Annotated in this window: 13 protein-coding genes; 10 read left to right on the forward strand and 3 right to left on the reverse strand. The window is 57.0% G+C overall.

Translation table 11 applies throughout. From position 1 onward, the window contains the following. Positions 1-294 precede the first annotated feature (294 nt). The 6 genes from KOE80_RS19630 to KOE80_RS19655 all read left to right on the forward strand — a co-directional run bounded on the left by KOE80_RS19630 (position 295) and on the right by KOE80_RS19655 (position 6,617). Positions 295-882 (forward strand): hypothetical protein, encoded by a 588-nt coding sequence (locus KOE80_RS19630; RefSeq protein ID WP_226349799.1) that lies wholly within the window; start codon positions 295-297, stop codon positions 880-882. A 417-nt stretch (positions 883-1,299) separates the two neighbouring features. After that, positions 1,300-2,517 (forward strand): ABC transporter substrate-binding protein, encoded by a 1,218-nt coding sequence (locus tag KOE80_RS19635; protein ID WP_035273686.1) that lies wholly within the window; start codon positions 1,300-1,302, stop codon positions 2,515-2,517. Positions 2,518-2,584: 67 nt separating this feature from the next. Further along, positions 2,585-4,480, forward strand: a complete 1,896-nt coding sequence (locus KOE80_RS19640; protein WP_035273689.1) for an ABC transporter permease — start codon at positions 2,585-2,587, stop codon at positions 4,478-4,480. Next, positions 4,477-5,244, forward strand: coding sequence for an ABC transporter ATP-binding protein (locus tag KOE80_RS19645; RefSeq protein WP_226349800.1), 768 nt, complete (start codon positions 4,477-4,479; stop codon positions 5,242-5,244). Before KOE80_RS19640 ends, KOE80_RS19645 begins: the two co-directional genes overlap by 4 nt. After that, positions 5,241-6,020 carry an ABC transporter ATP-binding protein gene (locus KOE80_RS19650; protein WP_226349801.1) on the forward strand — a complete coding sequence of 260 codons (780 nt, stop codon included), beginning with the start codon at positions 5,241-5,243 and terminating at the stop codon, positions 6,018-6,020. The genes KOE80_RS19645 and KOE80_RS19650 overlap by 4 nt, the downstream gene beginning before the upstream one ends. A 48-nt stretch (positions 6,021-6,068) precedes the next feature. Continuing rightward, positions 6,069-6,617: a DUF924 family protein gene (locus KOE80_RS19655; protein ID WP_203145492.1), complete on the forward strand. Its 549-nt coding sequence runs from the start codon at positions 6,069-6,071 to the stop codon at positions 6,615-6,617. Positions 6,618-6,799: 182 nt separating this feature from the next. On the opposite strand, the gene KOE80_RS19660 is transcribed toward KOE80_RS19655, so the two are convergent. Both KOE80_RS19660 and KOE80_RS19665 read right to left on the reverse strand, forming a co-directional pair. Continuing rightward, complete coding sequence (locus KOE80_RS19660) at positions 6,800-9,640, reverse strand: c-type cytochrome (protein ID WP_226349802.1); 2,841 nt, start codon at positions 9,638-9,640, stop codon at positions 6,800-6,802. Beyond that, positions 9,637-10,113, reverse strand: a complete 477-nt coding sequence (locus KOE80_RS19665; RefSeq protein ID WP_226349803.1) for a (2Fe-2S)-binding protein — start codon at positions 10,111-10,113, stop codon at positions 9,637-9,639. Before KOE80_RS19665 ends, KOE80_RS19660 begins: the two co-directional genes overlap by 4 nt. Positions 10,114-10,513: 400 nt before the next feature. On the opposite strand from KOE80_RS19665, the gene KOE80_RS19670 reads away from it, so the two are divergent. The 4 genes from KOE80_RS19670 (at position 10,514) to KOE80_RS19685 (ending at position 15,402) form a co-directional block, all read left to right on the forward strand. Next, positions 10,514-12,772: a xanthine dehydrogenase family protein molybdopterin-binding subunit gene (locus tag KOE80_RS19670; RefSeq protein ID WP_226349804.1), complete on the forward strand. Its 2,259-nt coding sequence runs from the start codon at positions 10,514-10,516 to the stop codon at positions 12,770-12,772. A gap of 61 nt (positions 12,773-12,833) precedes the next feature. Continuing rightward, complete coding sequence (locus tag KOE80_RS19675) at positions 12,834-13,658, forward strand: alpha/beta fold hydrolase (RefSeq protein WP_115634365.1); 825 nt, start codon at positions 12,834-12,836, stop codon at positions 13,656-13,658. Positions 13,659-13,739: 81 nt separating this feature from the next. Next, the gene (locus KOE80_RS19680; protein ID WP_226349805.1) at positions 13,740-14,792 is read left to right on the forward strand and encodes a 2,5-dihydroxypyridine 5,6-dioxygenase; all 1,053 of its coding nucleotides are present in this window, start codon (positions 13,740-13,742) and stop codon (positions 14,790-14,792) included. Then, a complete protein-coding gene (locus KOE80_RS19685) occupies positions 14,779-15,402 on the forward strand; it encodes an N-carbamoylsarcosine amidohydrolase (RefSeq protein ID WP_035275666.1) in 624 nt (207 codons plus the stop codon). Before KOE80_RS19680 ends, KOE80_RS19685 begins: the two co-directional genes overlap by 14 nt. Positions 15,403-15,521: 119 nt before the next feature. Here KOE80_RS19685 and KOE80_RS19690 read toward each other — a convergent pair whose 3' ends face one another. Continuing rightward, the gene (locus KOE80_RS19690) at positions 15,522-18,824 is read right to left on the reverse strand and encodes an autotransporter domain-containing protein (RefSeq protein ID WP_226349806.1); all 3,303 of its coding nucleotides are present in this window, start codon (positions 18,822-18,824) and stop codon (positions 15,522-15,524) included. Positions 18,825-19,718: the final 894 nt, after the last annotated feature.

Here is a 19,718-nt window from a genome sequence, read left to right on the forward strand (position 1 = left end):
GGTCGCCCGGAACCAAGGAGTCCAGCGTGACCATTTCCCATTCATGTTGATAAGCAGTCGGGGTCTTAAGCATGAACGTATTATGAACAAGCCTGCTGTTTTATGGGAGGGTTTGTCAGCAGTCTGATAGCCTGGAAGGCTACGTTTTTTTATCTCTTGAGAATATAACGTCAAAATTCTTTAGGTATTGATATTTCCAGGTGAAACCTTCTAGAGGATTTCCCCAGTAGAAGCGGGGTTTGGGAACGAAACTTGCTGGTTCTTTGGTGAACACATTTATTGGGGAGCCTTGTTATGGAACGCATTATTGCGGCGGAATTCGATACGTTTGATCAGGCCCAACAAGCTGCGCGAGTCCTGCAGGGGCTGGGCTTGGAAAGTCAGGATCTGCAGATTTTCTACCTTAAACCAGGAGGTCAGCATGCGCAGTATCCGATTGGAGGTGACAGAACTTTGGACAAGGCTGCCCGAGGAGGTGGTTTGGGTGCCATCCTGGGTGTCGTTCTAGGGGCCGTCTTGGGGATCGCCCTGGGCTGGTGGTTATTGAGCATGACAAGCTGGCCTCAGCTGCTGTTGCTTGCCTTTGCGGCTTTGGGGGCTTACATCGGTGCCATGGTGGGCGGGATCGTGAAGCTGGGTGGCCATAAGCCTGAAAAAGAGCCTTTGAATCGTGTTTCGGGCGTCATGTTGGCGGCGCGTCTGGGGTCGGCCGAGGAAGCGGTACTAGTGCGCGAATTGCTGCGCAATGGGGGCTACGCGATTGAATGGGCCAACGGCAATTGGAGTGATGGCCAATGGCAGGACTTCAACCCAACGCGCACCCCTCAGTTATACGATTTACCCTCGGCGGGGCAGAAAGTTCACGAGACTCGCAGTGGCTGATTGCCACTTTGGCGCGGTGACTCCAGAGCAGTAGCTTATAAGCCTTTCTAGCGTTTTTAGCCGTTTGCTTCCCCTTTGCCGGATATGATGGAGCAGTTTATGAAAACCATGATTCGGCGCGTGCAGGAACCAGGCGGGGTGGTTGCGTTTTAATCTTTGGGCTTATTAAGTGTAGTCACTGTATATCGGTAGTTATCTTCTTTTCAGGCTATCTACTTTTTCTGCTCATTTCTTCTTGATCTCCTTGCTGTAACGGCTTTCTGCTTGGTTTGTTGTGTTTTATGTTTAAAGTGTTCAAGGGTATATCCCTAGGTCTTGGCCGATTTACTCCCAAAAATACCATGTGTACACTTTAAATCACTAAAACAAGACAAGTTGCTGAGTCGTGTTTCGCCTCACAAGCCCACGGAGAAGACAATGAACAAGACATTTGCAGGGGTAGCACTGGCAGGAACGATGATGTTGCAAACCTTGGGGGCCACCGCTGCCGCCGAGGGGGTGATCAAGATCGGGGAGCTGAACAGCTATAAATCCCAGCCCGCGTTTTTGGGGCCCTATCGAAACGGGATGGAGCTGGCGGTTGAGCAGATCAATCAGGCCGGGGGGATTCACGGCAAGCAGCTGCAATTGATCATCAAGGATGACAACTCCAATCCCGGCGATGCGGTACGTGCGGCCGAGGAATTGATCTCGCGTGAAAAAGTGGATGTGCTGACCGGGACCTTCCTGTCCAATATCGGTCTGGCCATTACCGACTTTGCCAAACACAAAAAAGTATTCTTTCTGGCTAGCGAGCCTTTGACCGACAAGATCGTCTGGGCTGATGGCAACCGCTACACCTTCCGCCTGCGTAACTCCACCTATATGCAGGTGGCCATGCTGGTGCCGGAAGCCGTCAAGCTGAACAAGAAGCGTTGGGCCATTGTGTACCCCAACTACGAGTACGGTCAGTCCGCTGTTGCCACCTTCAAGACCTTGATGAAAGAAGCCCAGCCCGATATCGAGTTCGTGGCTGAACAGGCTACTCCTCTGGGTAAGGTCGATGCTGGTGCCGTAGTGCAGGCTTTGTCCGAAGCCAAGCCTGATGCGGTCTTTAACGTGCTGTTTGCGTCCGACCTGGCTCGTTTGGTTCGGGCTGGTAATCAGCGCCAGTTCTTCAGCCCTGCCTTGCCAGTAGTCAGCATGTTGACTGGCGAGCCGGAGTATCTGGACCCCTTGGGTGAAGAAACGCCAGAAGGCTGGATTGTGACAGGCTACCCTTGGTACGCCATCGACACGCCCGAGCACAATGCCTTCCTGAAAGCCTATCAGGACAAGTACAAAGAGCACCCACGCCTGGGCACGATTATTGGCTACAGCACCATTGTGTCGATTGCCGCCGGTATTGAAAAAGCCGGTTCTACCGACACGGAAGCCATGATCAAAGCCTTCCGTGGTCTGGATGTGGTCACACCTTTTGGTCCCATCACTTACCGTACGCAAGATCAGCAATCCACGCAGGGGGCGTATGTGGGTGTGCTGGCCAAACAAGACGGCAAGGGCATCATGACCAATATCCGTTACGCCGATGGCAAAGATGTACAGCCTACGGATGAGCAAGTCAGCCAGTGGCGTCCTGCCGCGGCCAATCAATAATTCCAACAACGCAGTATTTCGTAGATCGGCGCGCCGTCTGGCGCGCCACTTCTGACGCGAGGCAGTAATGGCCTTATCGGGTTTATGGGTGCAGTTCCTTAACGGGCTGGCCGAGGCATCGTCTTTGTTCCTGGTGGCGGCGGGTTTGTCCCTGATCTTCGGGGTGACACGCATCGTCAACTTTGCACACGGTTCCCTGTATATGCTGGGCATCTACATGGCGTACTCCACCGTGCAGTTCATGGGGGGCTCGGCGCTGGGGTTCTGGGCAGGCTTGATTGTGGCGGCCTTGCTGGTCGGCGCTTTGGGAGCCTTGCTAGAGATCGTGCTGCTGCGGCGTATTTATAAAGCGCCCGAGCTGTTCCAGTTATTGGCCACTTTTGCCCTGGTGCTGGTGATTAATGATGGCGCTTTGGCCGTGTGGGGGCCGGAAGATCTGCTGGGGCCGCTGGCTCCGGGTTTGAACGGCTCTATTTCCATTGCAGGTCGCTTCTTCCCGGTCTATGACCTGGTGCTGATCGTGATCGGTCCGGTAGTGCTGGGCTTGCTGTGGCTCTTGCTGACCCGTACCCGATGGGGGGTGCTGGTGCGCGCCGCGACCCACGACAGACAAATGCTGGGTGCGCTGGGTGTGAATCAGGCCTGGCTGTTTACGGGTGTGTTTGCCTTGGGTGCCTTCCTGGCGGGTTTGGGTGGTGCTGTGCAATTGCCGCGTCAGCCCGCCAATCTGCTGCTGGACTTGAGCGTGATTGGGGATGCCTTTGTGATTGTGGTGGTCGGTGGCATGGGCTCCATCCCCGGTGCTTACGTGGCTGCCCTGATTGTCGCTGAATTGAAGGCCCTGTGTATTGCGCTGGGCACGGTCACCTTCTTTGGTGTGGACTTTGCCTTTCCGAAGTTGACGCTGGTGGTGGAATTCATCTTCATGGCCGTGGTGCTGGTGTTCCGGCCCTGGGGCTTGTTCGGGCGTGCTCAAGCTGTCAGCCGTAACTCGGCTCCTATCGAAGCGCCCCTGCGTGCTGGTAGTGGAGCGTTCCAGATCATGGTGCTGGTGGTTCTGGGTGTGATGGCGGCCTTGCCTTTGATGAGCGACTGGTTCCCGTATGCGCCCGTGCTGGCTCTGGATATTCTGGTTTTGTCCCTGTTCTCCTTGAGCCTGCATTTCATGATGGGGCCAGGGGGCATGAACTCCTTTGGTCATGCTGCTTACTTTGGTCTAGGCGCTTATGCGGCTGCCCTGCTATTCAAAGCGGCGGCCTTGTCCATGGGCTGGTCTCTGGTCTTGGCTCCAGCTGTCGCAGGTTTGGGTGCGCTGATCTTTGGCTGGTTCTGCGTGCGTTTGTCCGGTGTTTACCTGGCCATGCTGACCTTGGCTTTCGCACAGATTATCTGGTCGATTGTGTATCAGTGGGACAGCTTTACGGGTGGCTCCAATGGCGTGGTCGGTATCTGGCCTGCGGAATGGCTGTCGGGTGATCGCTACTATTACTTTGCCTTGCTGCTGGTGGTGGCAGCGGCCTTCCTGTTGCGTCGCATCTTGTTCTCCCCCTTTGGCTACGCCATGCGTGCCAGCCGGGACTCGGCCTTGCGGGCCGAGGCCATTGGTATCCCCGTCAAGCGTGTGCAGTGGCTGACCTTTATTCTGGCAGGTACGTTTGCCGGTCTGGCCGGTGCCTTGTTTGTCTTTTCCAAAGGTAGCGTCTCGCCTGAAGTGATCGCAGTGAACAAGTCCGTGGATGGCTTGGTCATGGTCTTGCTGGGTGGTTTGCAAACTCTGGTTGGGCCAGTGGTGGGTGCAGCCGTATTCACTTTGCTGCAGGATTTCTTCCTGGGCATCACGCAGTATTGGCGCGCCTTGTTCGGTGGCGTGATTCTGCTGCTGGTTCTGGCTTTCCCGCAGGGTATTGCCGGCTTTTTCAAACGCTGGGCGCATCGCCGCGTAGCACCGGAGGCATCGTCATGAGTTTGCTGCAAGTACGAGGTCTTAAAAAAGCGTTTGGCGGCAATCTGGCCGTAGACGGTATCGAGTTTGATGTGCGGGCCGGAGAGTTTCTGGCCTTGATCGGCCCCAATGGGGCTGGCAAAACCACCACCTTCAATATGGTGGGCGGGCAATTGACGCCTACAGCCGGGTCAGTGCGTTTGGGCGATCAGGAACTGGTAGGGCTGGCCCCGCGCAAGATTGCTGCCTTGGGGGTGGGCCGTACCTTTCAGATTGCTGCGACTTTTGCGTCTCTGACGGTGGTGGAAAACGTGCAGATGGCCTTGCTGGCACATCAGAAAAAACTGTTTTCCTTCTGGCGTCGGGCGGCTCAGTTCGAACGGGCTCGTGCGCTGGATTTGCTGGATCAGGTGGGTATGCTGGCGCAGGCTGAACGCCCTTGTAGCGAGCTGGCTTACGGGGACGTGAAGCGGGTGGAGCTGGCGATTGCATTGGCCAACGATCCCCGTCTTTTGCTGATGGATGAGCCCACGGCAGGCATGGCACCCAAAGAGCGTAATGAGTTGATGCGCCTGACCAAAAAGCTGGTGATCGAACGCAATATGGGTGTGCTCTTTACCGAGCACAGCATGGACGTGGTGTTCGAGCACTCGGACCGCATGTTGGTGCTGGCCCGTGGTCGGCTGGTGGCAGAAGGGGATGCGGACTATATCCGTCAGCATCCCAAGGTGCAGGAGGTGTACTTTGGTACAGGCAAAACATTCGAGAACAAGGAGCCAGCATGACGCAGGATTTAGTAGCCGGTTCTGAGCGGGTTGCCACAGGCGTGGCCGACAAGCAGCCTTTGCTAAGTGTGGATGGCTTGAATGCCTGGTACGGTGCCGCGCATATCTTGTTTGACCTGTCACTGACCGTGCAACGTGGTGAAGTGGTCGCCTTGATGGGGCGTAACGGTGCGGGCAAGTCCACTACCTTGAAATCCATTATGGGTTTGATGGAGCGCTGCGACGGTCATATTGAATTCATGGGCCAGGCCATTCACGACAAGCAGCCCTTTGAAATCGCACGTGCGGGTTTGGGCTTTGTGCCCGAAGACCGGCGTATCTTTACCGACCTGAGCGTCACGGAAAATCTGGAAGTGGGACGTCAGCCAGCACGGCGCTGGCCGGATGGTACAGCAGCTCCGCACTGGCAGCCCGAGCGCTTGTACAGCCTGTTTCCCAATCTGGGTCAAATGCAGGATAGGCCCGGTGGGCAGATGAGCGGGGGCGAGCAACAAATGCTGACCGTCGCGCGCACCTTGATGGGCAATCCTTATCTGGTCTTGCTGGACGAACCATCCGAGGGCGTGGCTCCCGTGATTGTGGAGCAGATGGTGCACATGATTCTGGAGCTGAAGCAGGCCGGTGTCAGCATCTTGCTGTCCGAGCAGAATTTGCATTTTGCCGAGCTGGTGTCGGATCGGGCTTATGTGCTGGAAAAGGGGCAAATACGGTACAGTGGCGCCATGCAGGAATTAAGTGCCAACGAGCAAGTGCGGCGCACTTACCTGTCCGTCTAACTTTGGGCCTCCCCGTATTGGAGGCCAGACCGGCTTCAGGAGAACACCATGGCAGATGCAAGTCCCAATCCTCAGGCAGTGATTGATTTCTGGATTGAATCAGGGCCAGAGAAATGGTTTCGCAAGTCCGATGACTTTGACCGGGAATTTCGCGAACGGTTTTTGGATTGGCACGAACGTGCGGCCAAGGGCGAGCTGGATGATTGGGCACAGACGGCAGAAGGAGCCTATGCCTTGCTGATTCTGCTGGATCAGTTTCCGCGCAACTCTTTTCGCAATACCACGCGCATGTATGCGACCGATGAGAAGGGGTTGGCGATTGCCAAGGAAATGGTGGCCAAGGGGCTGGATAAACAGATTCCGGTGGAGCGTCGGGTGTTTTGCTACTTGCCGTATTCCCATGCAGAGAACCTGGCCGATCAGCAAGAGGCCGTGCGTCTGAATCAGGAAATTGGCCGTCCCTGGCTGGACCACGCTGAGGAGCATCTGGATGTGGTGGAGCGCTTTGGTCGCTTCCCGCACCGTAATTCGATCCTGGGGCGTACTACCACGGTGGAAGAGCAGAAGTTCCTGGAGGCCGGTGGTTTTTCCGGCTGATGGGTTTTGAGTCCGGGCCAGACTGGGATCTTGGGCTTGGCCTGGGCCAAGTTTGAGAGTTTCTGCTTTAAGCAAGTCTGAAGGCGATGTTAACCATAAAACAAAGGCGGCCAAGTGAAAACTTGCAGCCGCCTTTGTTTCGTTTGCCACGTGTCCAAACACTCTCTGCGGACACCCCCCGTCTACAAGTGTCCCTTCTGCTCCCGTATGGTCGCAATCTTGTCTTTCAGCCCGGTCCAGGCTGGTTTGTCCGGTGCAAAGCGCGCCCGCATATAGTTGAGCAAATCTTCCATCTGCTCGTCATTCATGCTGTTCTTGAAACCGGGCATGGAGCCCAGAGCAGGCTGTGCCGGACGGGTAATGCCGTGCATCAATACCTGAATCGTATTGTCCGGATGCTCGCTGTGCAGATTGCTGTTCAAGGCCAGGGACGGGCGGGCACCAAATAGCACCGGCCCACCGCGCGGGTCGTGACAGACAGCACAAGCGCCGTTGAACAGGTTTTCACCCGGCATCAACATCACTTCCTTATTGCTGCGGCTGTTCTGCTCCAAAAGCGCGGCCTGGGCGGCGTGCGTTTGTTCTTGTTCGCTCTCGACCGGGTTCAGGCTGCTTAGATAATGCGCCATGGCGCGGACATCGGATTCAGGCAGTTCTGCCAAACCCGCCACGACCGGTCCCATTGGTCCTGCTGCCACGCCATGACGGGGCGAATAGCCGGTACGCAAGTACTGGTATAGCTCCTGCTCTGTCCAGGGGATGGGGGCTTTGGACAAGCTATTGAGTGCAGGCGCTTCCCAGTTGTCCGCAAAACCACCGGCCAGGAAATTCGCTTCACCCCCTTTCTCGGCACCCAGCATATTGCGCGGGCTATGGCAGGCCGCACAGTGTCCGCTGCTGTTAACCAGATACGCGCCCCGATTCCATTGCACGGTTTGCGTGGGGTCCGGCACGTAGGCATTCGGATCACGGTGAAACAGCAGGTTCCAGCCCGCTACCAAAGGCCGCATATTCATGGGGAAGGGCAGTTTGGTTTCAGGCACTTCGGATTTCACCGGCTCTTGCGTCATCAAGTAGGCATAGAGGGACTGCATGTCCTCATCGCTGATCTTGGCAAAGGCCGTGTAAGGGAAGGCCGGGTACAGGTGGCGACCGTCCTGATGAATACCTTCGCGCATGGCACGTTCAAAGGCTTTGTAGCTCCAGCTGCCTATGCCGGTTTCTTTGTCCGGGGTGATGTTGGTGGTATAGATCGTGCCAAACGGCGTATCCAAACCCAGACCGCCCGCATTGGGTGTGCCGCCTTCAGCGGTGTGGCAGACCATGCAGTCGCCCGCAATCGCAACCAGGCGGCCGCGTTCGATGGCCAGCTCTGAAAAGATGGAGGTATCCACTTGGCCGACCGGTGCAATGGCAGGTCGCCAGGGCAGGGCACTCAAGACTGTGCCGGTGGCGACCGCGGCCAAGGCACCCCACCAGGCTTTGCGTTTTTTGCTGCTGCCTGTCTTATCGGCCTGATAGCCCAGTGTCAAAGACTGTTCGCTAAAGGGCGCACTGGTCAGGCGTATGCCACTGGCATTGAAAATTGCATTGGCAATGGCGGCAGCGGCAGGCAGTTCCACGCCCTGATTCCAGGCCAAAGGCTGGCCTACGGCAGACTCCCGTTTGACCAGCTGAACGGCTGGCTTGTCGGCTGTTTCTTTGACGGGGCTGTCGCTATGACCTTCAACGCCTTTGCCCACGCCGTTGTTTAGCAGTTGCTGTGCCCAACGGCCTAGTCGGTCGGCCAAGGCGGGTGCAGACTCTGGGGCCTGCTCGGCATTGCCCAGTTCGGTGCTGTCGTGGCCAATGGTCAGCTTGTCTATGCTGAGTGTGCCTTGGCGGGTATCGACGCTGACATCGACAGCCCAGGCGGACCACTGCTCGCGTGCAGCTTGCCCGGGGACGTGTTCAACAATATGGCTGTAGGCCAGCCCGCGACCCTTGCGTAAAGGGCCTTGATGGGCGGGCAAGGGTTCGGACCAGTCCGACTGTTCGGCAACCCGTTGCAGAAGATCTCGACCTTGGGGACTACTGACTTGTTCCAGTCGTGCCGCCAAGGGGTCCAGTCCCAGGCTGTGGCAGTCTTGATCGAACTGCGACTCTTGAGCAAAGATCGTGGCTTGGGCCAGGCTGTCGGGGTCGCTGCTGGCGGCTGCGCCATCATAGTTAGGTGTAGGGGCGGAGAAGTAATCACTTTTTACGGCCGGGCCGCTGCTGGGCAAACCTGGCTGACCGCAAAGAATGGCCGCCAGAGAAGGGCGCGCACCGGACAAGGTATTCAGTTGCCAGCGGGTGGCCCGCAAATGGGCATTCAGATCGTTTGGCTCTGCAGTGCTTTTAAAGACACTCAGGCGGATGGTGTCTGCACTGTGGCTGGCACGAACTTGTACGGCCTGGGGGCGCCCAAAGGCCATGACTGCCGCATCCATGGCACAGTCGTAAGCATCGGCCTGATTGCCGGCAATATCCTGCAAATGGATCTGTTCGCTGGGCAGGCCGCTCAAGGCTTGCAGCTCAATCAGCAGGGCCGCGGGGCGCTGCGTATGCGCCCAAACATAAAGCTGTTTGTCGTGATAACAGGCACGGGCCCAGGCAGTTTCCTGATGCTCGGCGGCAGATTGCCATTCATAGCTTTGATCGGGGGTGCTAAGCGTAGCAGCAACATCCTCATTCGCTGGAAGCGTAGCCTGGTTTGCCGCTACGGGCGTAGCCCAACGTGCATCCAGCAAAGCAGCGCCTTGCTGAGCCTGCTCGGCTTGCACCGCCAGCACACCCAGAAAATTGCCCATATGCACACAGGCCACGACACCAGGCACTTGCAGGGCGGCCTGCTGGTTTACGGTCTGTAATTCAGCACCCAGATACTGCCCGTTCTCGTACGACCAGTAAGGAGGGCGTACAACAGCGCCATGCAGCAGGCTGGTGCCAGCAGGCAGTTCCGGCCACAACGCTCGGGAAAGGTCTTGTACTGAATGACTCATTGCCGGGCCTTTGCGACGCGTACGGCGGCTTGCATGATTTCTACGTGCGTGCCGCAACGGCACAGGTTATAGCGCAGCTCGTCCCGAATTTGCTCTTCGGTGGCTTGCGGATTGCGTTCCAGCAGGGCCTGCACAGTCATGACCATGCCATTGAGGCAATAGCCGCATTGTGCGGCCTGGCAGTCAATAAATGCCTGCTGAACATCATTAGGCTGGCCGTTCCGGGTCAAGCCTTCCAAGGTAGTGATATGACGGTTTTCTACCAGGCTGACAGGCACAACGCAGGAGCGGGCGGCTACACCATCGACCAGCACCGTACAGGCGCCACATTCACCCAGGCCACAGCCGAATTTGGGGCCATTCAGTTCCAGGTCGTTACGCAATACATAAAGCAGCGGCGTATCGGGTTCCACCTCGATGATGTGGGTCTCTTGATTGACCCGCAAAGTATGCGGGCGAGTACAAGGGTTCATGGGTTTCACCTTTGGTAGATCGCACCTTGTTGTCGGACAGCGTGTGCGGTGCTTTTATCAGCTCGGTATTGATATGCTTAAATTAAGTGTATACACTTTAATTTATCGAGTAAATAGATTCTACTACTCCCTTGAGGTATCAATCAAAGCTCTCTTGGGAAGCCGTTCGAAATTCGGTCTAATCTTATTTAATATAGGGTTTACACTGATTATTAAGCCCTTGATTTTCTCTTTATAGTAGTTGCGATAAATGGGTTGAAGCGCACTGCATTTGTTTTTATTAGGGCGTGTACGCTAGTAATCAATGTTTTGCCAGGGGGCGTTTCAGGCAGGTTTTCAGGGATGGAGCCCTGATGGCCGGTTTCCAGCCCCTTATATAAAGCCCAGCCAGGAGAGTGTGATGTCTTACGATGCGCCGCGCCACCAGCAGCAAGACTTGCTCAGGGCGTCTGGCACCTTGCTGATTTTAGCGGCACCGGCGCGGCCTCCCAAGCCTTCGCCCGGCCAGCCCGGCGTGGTGTCCGAGTATTTGCAGGCGCACGACGATGTCTTTGTCGCCGTGTCCGAACAGGGCTGGGTGCGCGCTTTTAATGGGCACGTGGATCTGGGTACCGGCATTCAAACTGCACTGAGTCAGATTGTGGCCGACGAGCTGGATGTGCCCATGGCACGCGTGCAAATGGTGCTGGGTCATACCGATGCGGTGCCCAATCAAGGCCCCACCATCGCCAGTGCTTCGATTCAGATTCATGCTGTACCGCTGCGCAAGGCGGCGGCTCAGGCACGTCAATTGCTGCTGGCACAAGCCGCAGAACGCTGGGCACTGCCTGCCGATCAATTACGCGTGGAAGACGGCACCATCATTGCCCCGGACGGGCGCAGCCTGACGTACTGGAAACTGCTGGAGGGTCTGGAACTGCGGGCCTATCTGGATAAAGAAACTCCCACCAAACCGGCCGAACAATTGCGCATTGTAGGGACAGCCCAGGCGCGTGTCGATATTCCGGGCAAGGTCGCAGGGCAGTGGGTGTATGTGCACGATGTGCGCGTGCCCGGTATGTTGCATGGCCGCGTTGTGCGTCCTCCTTATACAGGGCGTGATAGCGGCGACTTCATCGGTCGCAGTCTGGAATCCGTGGACGAGGAGTCCATCCGTCATATTGGCGACGATGTGCGAGTCGTGGTGATTGGCGACTTTATTGGTGTGGTCGCGCGTCGTGAAGAACACGCCATGCGTGCTGCCCGCGAATTGAAAGTGCGCTGGAAAGCGATTCCTCCGCTGGAGGATATGAGCAATCTGGAGCAGTTGATTCGTCGTCAGCCCATGACAGAGCGTTTGCTGGCCGATAAAGGGCCGGGTTTTGACGAGCTGCCGCCAGAAGGCAAACGCTTGAAGCGTAGCTATGTCTGGCCTTTTCAACTCCATGCCTCTATTGGTCCGTCTTGCGCGGTGGCGGACTATCAGCCCGGTCATAGCCGGATCTGGTCAGGCTCGCAGAACCCGCATATGTTGCGCGTTCATTTGAGCCAGTTGCTGGACGAGGACGAGGCCGGTCTGGAGATCATCCGTCACGAAGCGGCCGGTTGCTATGGCCGTAATTGTGCTGACGATGTGTGTGCGGATGCCTTGCTCTTGTCCCGAGCCGTAGGTGCGCCGGTGCGTGTGCAACTGACGCGAGAACAAGAGCACGGCTGGGAGCCTAAAGGCGCTGCTCAGTTGATGGATGTCGAAGGCTCCATTGATGCCCAAGGGCAACTGCGTCATTACGATTTTGTGACCCATTACCCCTCCAACGATGCGCCGAATCTGGCGCTCTTGCTGACGGGGCGGGAGTCGGCGGCCCCCCGTCAATTGGAAATGGGGGACCGTACGGCCGTACCGCCTTACAGCTATCCCAAGCAGCGCATTGTGTGTCAGGACATGCCCGCGATTGTGCGCGCTTCCTGGTTGCGCGGCGTGTCGGCCATGCCCAACTCTTTTGCGCATGACTGCTTTCTGGATGAGCTGGCAGTGGAAGCGGGTGTGGACCCCTTGACCTATCGCCTGCGTTATCTGGATCAGGATGAACGTGCTCAGGAACTGCTGCAGGCGGTGGCGGATAAGGGGCACTGGCAGATTGGGCAGCGTGGTTCGCGCGGGCAGCCGGATGAGCAGGGCTATTTGTATGGCCGTGGTCTGTCGTACGCCCGTTATATACACAGCAAGTTCCCTGGTTTCGGGGCGGCCTGGTCAGCCTGGTTACTGGATTTGCGGGTCCATATAGAAACGGGCGTGATCGACGTGCAGAAGATTTATGTGGGTCAGGATACCGGGCAGATGGTGAACCCGGCCGGTGTGCGCCACCAGATTCACGGCAATGTGATTCAGTCCTTGAGCCGCACGTTGTATGAACAGGTGCGCTTTAACGCACAGGGCGTAGTCAGTGCGGAGTGGGGTGCCTATCCCATTGTGGATTTCCCGCGTATCCCGCCCATAGAGGTGATTTTGATGGACAGGCAGTCCGAGCCGCCTATGGGGTCGGGCGAATCCGCCTCCGTACCCTGTGCCTCGGCCATTGCCAATGCTTTGTTTGATGCAACTGGCCGACGTTTTCGGCAGGTGCCTTTTACACCGGATGTGGTCCGGGCCGCGCTGGCTGCTACGCCTCAAATGGCCTAGGCAGCAGCAGTTTTCATGGGTCGGGCTTAGGGCCTGACGGTTTCAATCCAAGGACAGATTAATGAGTACCTTTCTTTACGGCGGCCATGTTCATGCCAATGGCATTCGTCAGCATTACTTGCGTTACGGTGGCTCCAGCGAGGGTCGCGATCAGCGCCCAGCCGTCATCATTGTTCCTGGTATCACCAGTCCGGCTGTGACCTGGGGCTTTGTGGGCGAGCAGTTCGGCAAGCACTTTGATACCTACATTCAAGACGTACGTGGTCGCGGTTTGAGCGAAGCGGCTGAAGGTATGGATTACAGCCTGGATGCGCAGGCGGATGACTTGATTGCACTGGCTCAGGCGCTGGGCCTGAAGGACTACATCGTGGTCGGTCACTCCATGGGTGCCCGCATTGGTTTGCGTGCCGCTCACAAGAACAGCGATGGCCTGAACCGTCTGGTGATGGTTGATCCGCCAGTGTCTGGCCCAGGTCGTCGCGCTTATCCCTCCAAGTTGCCATGGTACGTGGATTCCATGGCGATGGCTCGCAAAGGCTGCACTGCAGAAGACATGCGTGCCTTTTGCCCGACCTGGACCGAAGAGCAATTGCAATTGCGTGCCCAGTGGCTGCACACCTGCCATGAGCCTGCGATTCTGGCCAGCTTTGAGGGCTTTCATACCGACGATATTCATGTCGACTTCCCGCATTTGACCGTGCCTGCCTTGCTGATGACAGCCGAGCGTGGTGACGTGGTGCGTGATGAAGATGTGGCCGAGATTCAGCAGCTGGCCCCTGGCGTTCAGCACGTTCGCGTGCCTGATGCCGGTCACATGATTCCTTGGGATAACGAAGCAGGCTTTTACGAAGCTTTCGGTGATTTCCTGGGCCAGCGCTTGGTGTGATGTTGAAAGGGCCGCATGGGCGGCCCGTCGTGATGCAAAGGTTCCGCGTCAGTGTCGGAACCTTTCACAAGGAGAGACAAGATGGCAGTGAGTGATTACCAACTTATCGAGGCATGGCAAGAAGTGCTACGCCTGTCCAAGCTGCAGGCCGGTCAAACCGTGACCTTGCTGACCAGCTCGACCACGCACCCGCAAACCATGCAGTGTGCGCAGATTGCCGCTCAGTCCATGGGGGCAATTGTGAATCGCCTGGACTTGTTGCCGGTCAACGCGGAAAAAGCCTTGAGCCGGGACTCTCTGGCCTATCTGGGCACGACGCCTTTGACGGGTAATGAGGCGGCAATCGCGGCTTTGAAGGCCAGCGATCTGGTGCTGGACTTGATGACTCTGTTGTTCTCGCCCGAGCAGATCGACATTCTGAAGTCGGGCACGAAGATTCTGCTGGCCGTGGAGCCACCAGAAATTCTGGTTCGCACGGTGCCAACGGAAGCGGATCGTACACGCGTGACTGCGGCGGCCGCTTTGATCAAGGCCGCCAAGGAAATGAGCATCACCTCTCCTGCCGGTACGAACCTGCGTTGCCCGCTGGGTGAATTCCCGGCGATTCGTGAATACGGTTTTGTGGATGAGCCCGGTCGTTGGGACCACTGGCCCAGCGGTTTTGTGCTGACCTGGCCGAACGAGCTGGGCACTAACGGCACCATCGTGATCGACAAGGGCGACATCCTGTTGCCACAGAAGAAATACTCTACCGAGCAGATCATTCTGACCGTGGAAAACGGCTATGCCACCAAGATTGAAGGTGGTATCGAAGCCGAGCTGCTGGACGAATACATGAAGACCTTCAACGATCCCGAAGGTTATGCCATTTCCCACATTGGTTGGGGTTTGCAGCCGCGCGCTCACTGGTCCACCTTGGGTCTGTACTCGCGTGAGAACACCATTGGCATGGATGCGCGTGCGTTCGAGGGTAACTTCCTGTTCTCCCTGGGCCCGAACAATGAAGCTGGCGGCAAGCGCACAACCGCATGCCACATTGATATTCCTTTGCGCAATTGCACGGTCAGCCTGGATGGCCGCGCTGTCGTGCGTGATGGCAAAGTACTGGACGGAGGCGTTGGTGAGTACGAATGAGGGAGCGGTTTACGCTCAACAAGGGTTTGGGTCGACATTGGAGCCTAAAGCTCCTTACGGCTTGTTGATTATTGATCTGGTGAATGGCTTTGCGGATCCTGCCGTGTTTGGTGGCGGCAATATTCCTGAAGCTATCGAGAACACACAGAAGCTGTTGGCAACGGCGCGTGAACAGGGCTGGCCAGTGGCGCATACGCGTATCGTGTATGCCGACGATGGCGCTGATAACAACATCTTCAGCATCAAAGTGCCCGGCATGCTGGGTCTGACCGAAGACGCCCACAACAGCCATATTGTGCCGGAACTGGCTCCTGCGCCCGGTGAGTTCATCGTTCGCAAGAATGTGCCGTCGGCGTTTTTCGGTACGCCCTTGGCGGCGTGGTTGACCCAGCGAGGTGTGCAAACACTGCTGGTTGCCGGTGCCGTGACCAGTGGTTGTGTGCGCTCCAGCGTGGTCGATGCGATGCAACTGGGTTTCCGTCCCTTGGTGGTATCGGATTGCGTGGGTGACCGTGCGATTGGCCCACACGAGGCGAACCTGTTCGATATGCGTCAGAAGTACGCCACCGTGGCAACGCGTGAAGAAGCAATGAAGTTGATCGGACTTTGATCGAGTATCGGTAGTCTGCCGCTTGGGGGCAGGCTGTCGGACCTGTGCCCCTGGGAGTCGAACGACTCTCGGGGGCTTTTTTATAGTTGCTGTTCAGGTCCGTGTGAGGCCATCTGTTTTTAAAACGCCCAGCGCAGATTCATCTGTCCTTGCAGCGATGAATACCCGCCGCCGAACTGTGAACTGATGCTGGTGCCAATCGACAGACGCTCACTGCGTTGCCAGATCAGGCCAGTTCGCAGGCTCATCGTGTCGCGGGGCAGTACGCTATTGCGGGTATTGAACGTCGTATCTGTGGATGCAATGGCGAAACGGGCAGCTTGAGTCAGGTCGCGATCCAGCCATTCGTGATTCCAGCCAATGTCAACGTTCACGGCCAAGTTGCTGCCATCAGCCAGGGCGCGCTTCCATTCCGCCGTCAGCCCCAGGCTGGAGCGCAAGGCGTCTACGCGCTTGCTGTCCAGGTGAAGTCGAGTGGCCGCATTGCCAGATTCGTCGACCGATGGGCGGGACACCAGGGCATAGTTCATGCTGGCAAAGGGTCCGACAGAAAAGGATGGGTTCAACTGCCACAGGTAGCCTGTGCCGGCGTCAATCGACAGATTGCGTCCTGTCCAGTCAGACGAGTGCGTGGCCTGGTAGTCTCCAATGGCAATTTGCCTGCGCATATCGGCTTGTTCCAGACCCAGGCGCAGCCCGCTGAATGCAAAAAGACCTTCCCGAGCACCGGGGCGGTATTGCAGATGGGCTGCAAGGCCGAACGCAGTGGCTTTGCTCTTGCCGGAGTACGGGGCATCCGGCTTGACCGACAGGTCTGAAATATCCAGCTGCGCTCCCACGGCGAAGTCGGGGGCCGTTTCCAGGGCGCGTCCAGCTCCAACGATCAGGCCATAGCTGTTGGCATCGTAGCCAAGCATGGACCCGCGCGTGTTTTGATCGCCACTGGCACCGAATACCAAGGCGTAGCCCTGCCAGTCAGTACCGGGCCGCAGCATGCTTTGGCTCAGGCCTTGGCGGGCGGTTTGCATGATCGAGCGCTCATGCATCAGGGAGCCGGCCATTGCAGCGCTGTAGCCTGCCGGTGAGATCTGGTCCAGGGCGGCGGATATTTGTGAACCGTCGGTAGCGGAGAAGTCGAGCGTCTGGAACAGGCCTTGTGCGGATGCTGGCCCAGCGGCGGCTAGTTTGAACAAGGCTTGGCCGGCTTCTTGCTGGTTCTCGTCGCGGCCATACTGGCTATAGGCATTGTTGGCTCGCGTGGCCGACAAGTGATAGCGCTCATTACCCAAAGGAGCAACGTCAAATTGCAAGGTGGGCGATACGGAGGCGATTTGAGTGGTGCCGAAGCTGCCGCTGTAGCTGGTTGCTTCAACAAACGAGCCTGTGTCGACGGACCAGGCGTTTTGATACCAGTCGGCGGCAGGCGTCAGTTGCAGCGTGCCGGCCAGGTCAGCATGGCCACTGACGGCAAGGGTGTCGTGGCCGCCTTTGCCCTCAAACTCGGCTAACAGGCGGCCTGTTGCTGTTTGTTGGAAGTTGCCATTTACATTGATGCGTCCGACGGAGTTGCCGGGCGCCAGGGTGCCGGCATTAATCAGAGCATTGCCGCTGGCCAGATCAAAGCTGGCATTCCCGCCCAAGGTTGCCGCTTCCTTGATGGTGGCGCTGTGAACCTGCAAGGTGCCGTTCAGTTGCGTTGTGCCGCCGTCAAATGACAGGGCCAAATTGTCTTTGCCGGTGATGTTGCCGGCGTAGCTCAAGTGGAATGTGGCATCGGGCTGATCAATGCTGCGGCCCATCTTGTCGGCAGCCTGACCAAAGGACAGCGTAGTCAGACGTAGCTTGTTGTTGTCGTCGCGTTCTGCATAATGCGACACTATATCGCCTTCAATTTGTGCGCCTTGCATCAGGTTGATGCGCCCAACGTAGGCATTGTCAGAGATCAGGATGGCCGCTTCTTGACCTGCAACTCGCCCGCTGATGTCGGCTTGTTGAACCAGGGGGCCGTTCAGTTCGGGGAGCAGGGCTTCATTGCTGCCCTCGCTGCTACGGATGTAGGATCCACGTCGCTCGGTCTCGTTGCCTAGCGAGTTGGTGCCAAAATCAAAACGCAGGCCTACACCCTGAGGTCCGCTAGCCTGGATATCGCCGCGATGAACCAGTGTGTGTCCGCGACCATAGGCAAATTGAACGCCTCGCCCGTTCAAACCATCTGCGTAGATTCTGACGCCTGGGTCGATGACAAGGGTGTTGTTCTCGCCATCGACCCGTATGCCTGCACCGCCTGATCCTGCTGCCAGCAGGTCAGCGGCTTGTCGGACCTGATTATTGCTGCCATAGATATGCAGGCCCAAGCCTAAAGTGGATTGGTTGTACTGACCTGGAAGGTAGTGGGTGCCCTGGGCATTGCGGGCAAAGAAGCCTTGTGTATTCACCAGTTCAAGGCCATCGCCGTAGATCGAGCGCCCGAAGAAGTTGCCCCGGTCAATGGTGTAGCCCAGGTCTTGCAGAACGGCCAGTTCAGCTTCCATGAAGCCAGAATAGTTACGGAAATTCTGGTGGCTCATGACGCTGTTTCGAAGTTCGATGTGGCTCATGAAGTTGTCATCTACGTCGCCGTTTTCCCCCAGTATCTTGACAGGCACACCCTGCAGGCCTCCAGCCAGGACTTGCTCGATATTGGCGCCGACCAGGAAACCCTTGTCCTGCCGCAGATCGAAGGCATCAGGGTCGTAAGAGGTGTTGCAGCCATTGCATAGAACTTTCTGTCCTGCCTGTGCCGGATTACCGTTGTCGTCCCTTAGCAGTTGCGTCCAGCTACTCAGCTGGCTTGCGAAATACGGTCGTATGTCCTGTTTATTGCCTCTGTTTTCTACGCTGCTCAAAATACCCAGCCCATGAGCAACCTCGTGAATGGTCGTCAGGAGTACGCTGTCTTTACCGGTCTGGGGTGTTTGTGTAAACGCCGGACCTGTTGCGTAGTCGTCTGTGCCCAGGCCAAACAAACCATGTCCACCTAACGGTAGCGAGCCGGCGGCAGGCGACAGGCCGAAGATATTTTGCTGCATTTGCGTGAACGGACTTTGGCCGTCATTGGCTTCGGGTGAGCCACCGTAGGCGTTGCCCGACACATTACTCGTACCGATATTGACGATGGTTGGGGGATTGTTACCTTGGGTCTGGAGTATTTCAGCCCAATAGCCCAAGCCGTCAACGATCTCGTTTTTGTAAGCTTCATGACCTTGCCAGCTCCAGGAGGACGTAGTGCCCTCGTCGTCGAATGGACCATCGTCAATTTCAAAAAAACGCGCGATAAAGACGGGGCGTCCCGAGGCGTTTTCTATGATTCTGTCTTCCAGGGCTTGAGCAGACAGTGGGGCAATGACAAGCGCCAGGGCGGCACACAGTTTTGTTGGTTTCATTGTTAAGCAGGTGTTGAAAGCGCGAGATATTGTTTGCACTGGATGGCCCCTGAGGTAGAGGAAACAGTTTGATTAGAGTGGGGCGTTCATTGTTGCTGCATCGGGGCAGGGCTGATGAAGGGTGGTACCTTGGCCTGTGTCGGAAAAAATATAGCAGATGTGTCAAATTGATATTGTTGGTTTTAAACCCTTGGTCTTGGTTTTTAAACGGCGTGTATCTGCTTTTTTGAGCTTTGAGTTTTGGGTTAAAGGGTTGCGGGTTGCCGGGGAGTCGTTTTTTTTGGGGTGGCTTTCTTCTGGACGTGCCGTTTGGGCTTTGCGTGAGGCCTGTGGATGGTTTTCTTGTGCGGCCCGGGTACGGCTTGTCGTGGCGGGTCCCTTGCCCACGCTGCGCGTGGGTTCCCTTGTCAGAGTGCCGGGGCGGGCGGGTCGTGAACTCGGAGCGCGGTTTGTCCCCCGGACAAACCGCAAGCGTGCTCCTCAAACAGCACGCCCCTTGCATCCCGCCCCAGCACTCTGCCGGCGGCAAGAGCCCTGACTCGCCCGCCAAGCCGTACCCGGGCCGCACAAGAAAACATGTGACACTGCTTAAAGCCCAAACGGCACTGGCAGAGGAGGGTGAAAGGAAAGAAGCCCTATTTTTCAAGGAATTAACAAGGACTTGGTAGAGAAAAAGCCTTTGTGAGCCGTTCAGTCGGCCTGCTGGGGTGTCAGGGCGGATCAGAGTACTTGCCGCGGGCAGGAGATAGCGTAGGGGTGCAAGCATCCTGCTGTTTGAGCGGGACGCTTGTGGTTCGTCCGGGGGACGAACCACCCCGCGAGGTTCTATGGTTTGGGTCAAGCTGTTTTAGGTAATAGTTTGGACGGATCAAAGGCTTGCCCGCTTTTCCACAC

The sequence above is a fragment of the Alcaligenes sp. 13f genome (assembly GCF_020496585.1).
Classification (GTDB): domain Bacteria; phylum Pseudomonadota; class Gammaproteobacteria; order Burkholderiales; family Burkholderiaceae_B; genus Alcaligenes; species Alcaligenes phenolicus.

Bases quoted from the DNA above. Each gene is read 5' to 3' on its own strand.
- KOE80_RS19640 (WP_035273689.1), top strand. From the start codon at position 2,585: ATGGCCTTATCGGGTTTATGGGTGCAGTTCCTTAACGGGCTGGCCGAG.
- KOE80_RS19655 (WP_203145492.1), top strand. From the start codon at position 6,069: ATGGCAGATGCAAGTCCCAATCCTCAGGCAGTGATTGATTTCTGGATT.
- KOE80_RS19645 (WP_226349800.1), top strand. From the start codon at position 4,477: ATGAGTTTGCTGCAAGTACGAGGTCTTAAAAAAGCGTTTGGCGGCAAT.
- KOE80_RS19635 (WP_035273686.1), top strand. From the start codon at position 1,300: ATGAACAAGACATTTGCAGGGGTAGCACTGGCAGGAACGATGATGTTG.
- KOE80_RS19660 (WP_226349802.1), bottom strand. From the start codon at position 9,640: ATGAGTCATTCAGTACAAGACCTTTCCCGAGCGTTGTGGCCGGAACTG.
- KOE80_RS19690 (WP_226349806.1), bottom strand. From the start codon at position 18,824: ATGAAACCAACAAAACTGTGTGCCGCCCTGGCGCTTGTCATTGCCCCA.
- KOE80_RS19630 (WP_226349799.1), top strand. From the start codon at position 295: ATGGAACGCATTATTGCGGCGGAATTCGATACGTTTGATCAGGCCCAA.
- KOE80_RS19675 (WP_115634365.1), top strand. From the start codon at position 12,834: ATGAGTACCTTTCTTTACGGCGGCCATGTTCATGCCAATGGCATTCGT.
- KOE80_RS19665 (WP_226349803.1), bottom strand. From the start codon at position 10,113: ATGAACCCTTGTACTCGCCCGCATACTTTGCGGGTCAATCAAGAGACC.
- KOE80_RS19680 (WP_226349805.1), top strand. From the start codon at position 13,740: ATGGCAGTGAGTGATTACCAACTTATCGAGGCATGGCAAGAAGTGCTA.
- KOE80_RS19670 (WP_226349804.1), top strand. From the start codon at position 10,514: ATGTCTTACGATGCGCCGCGCCACCAGCAGCAAGACTTGCTCAGGGCG.
- KOE80_RS19650 (WP_226349801.1), top strand. From the start codon at position 5,241: ATGACGCAGGATTTAGTAGCCGGTTCTGAGCGGGTTGCCACAGGCGTG.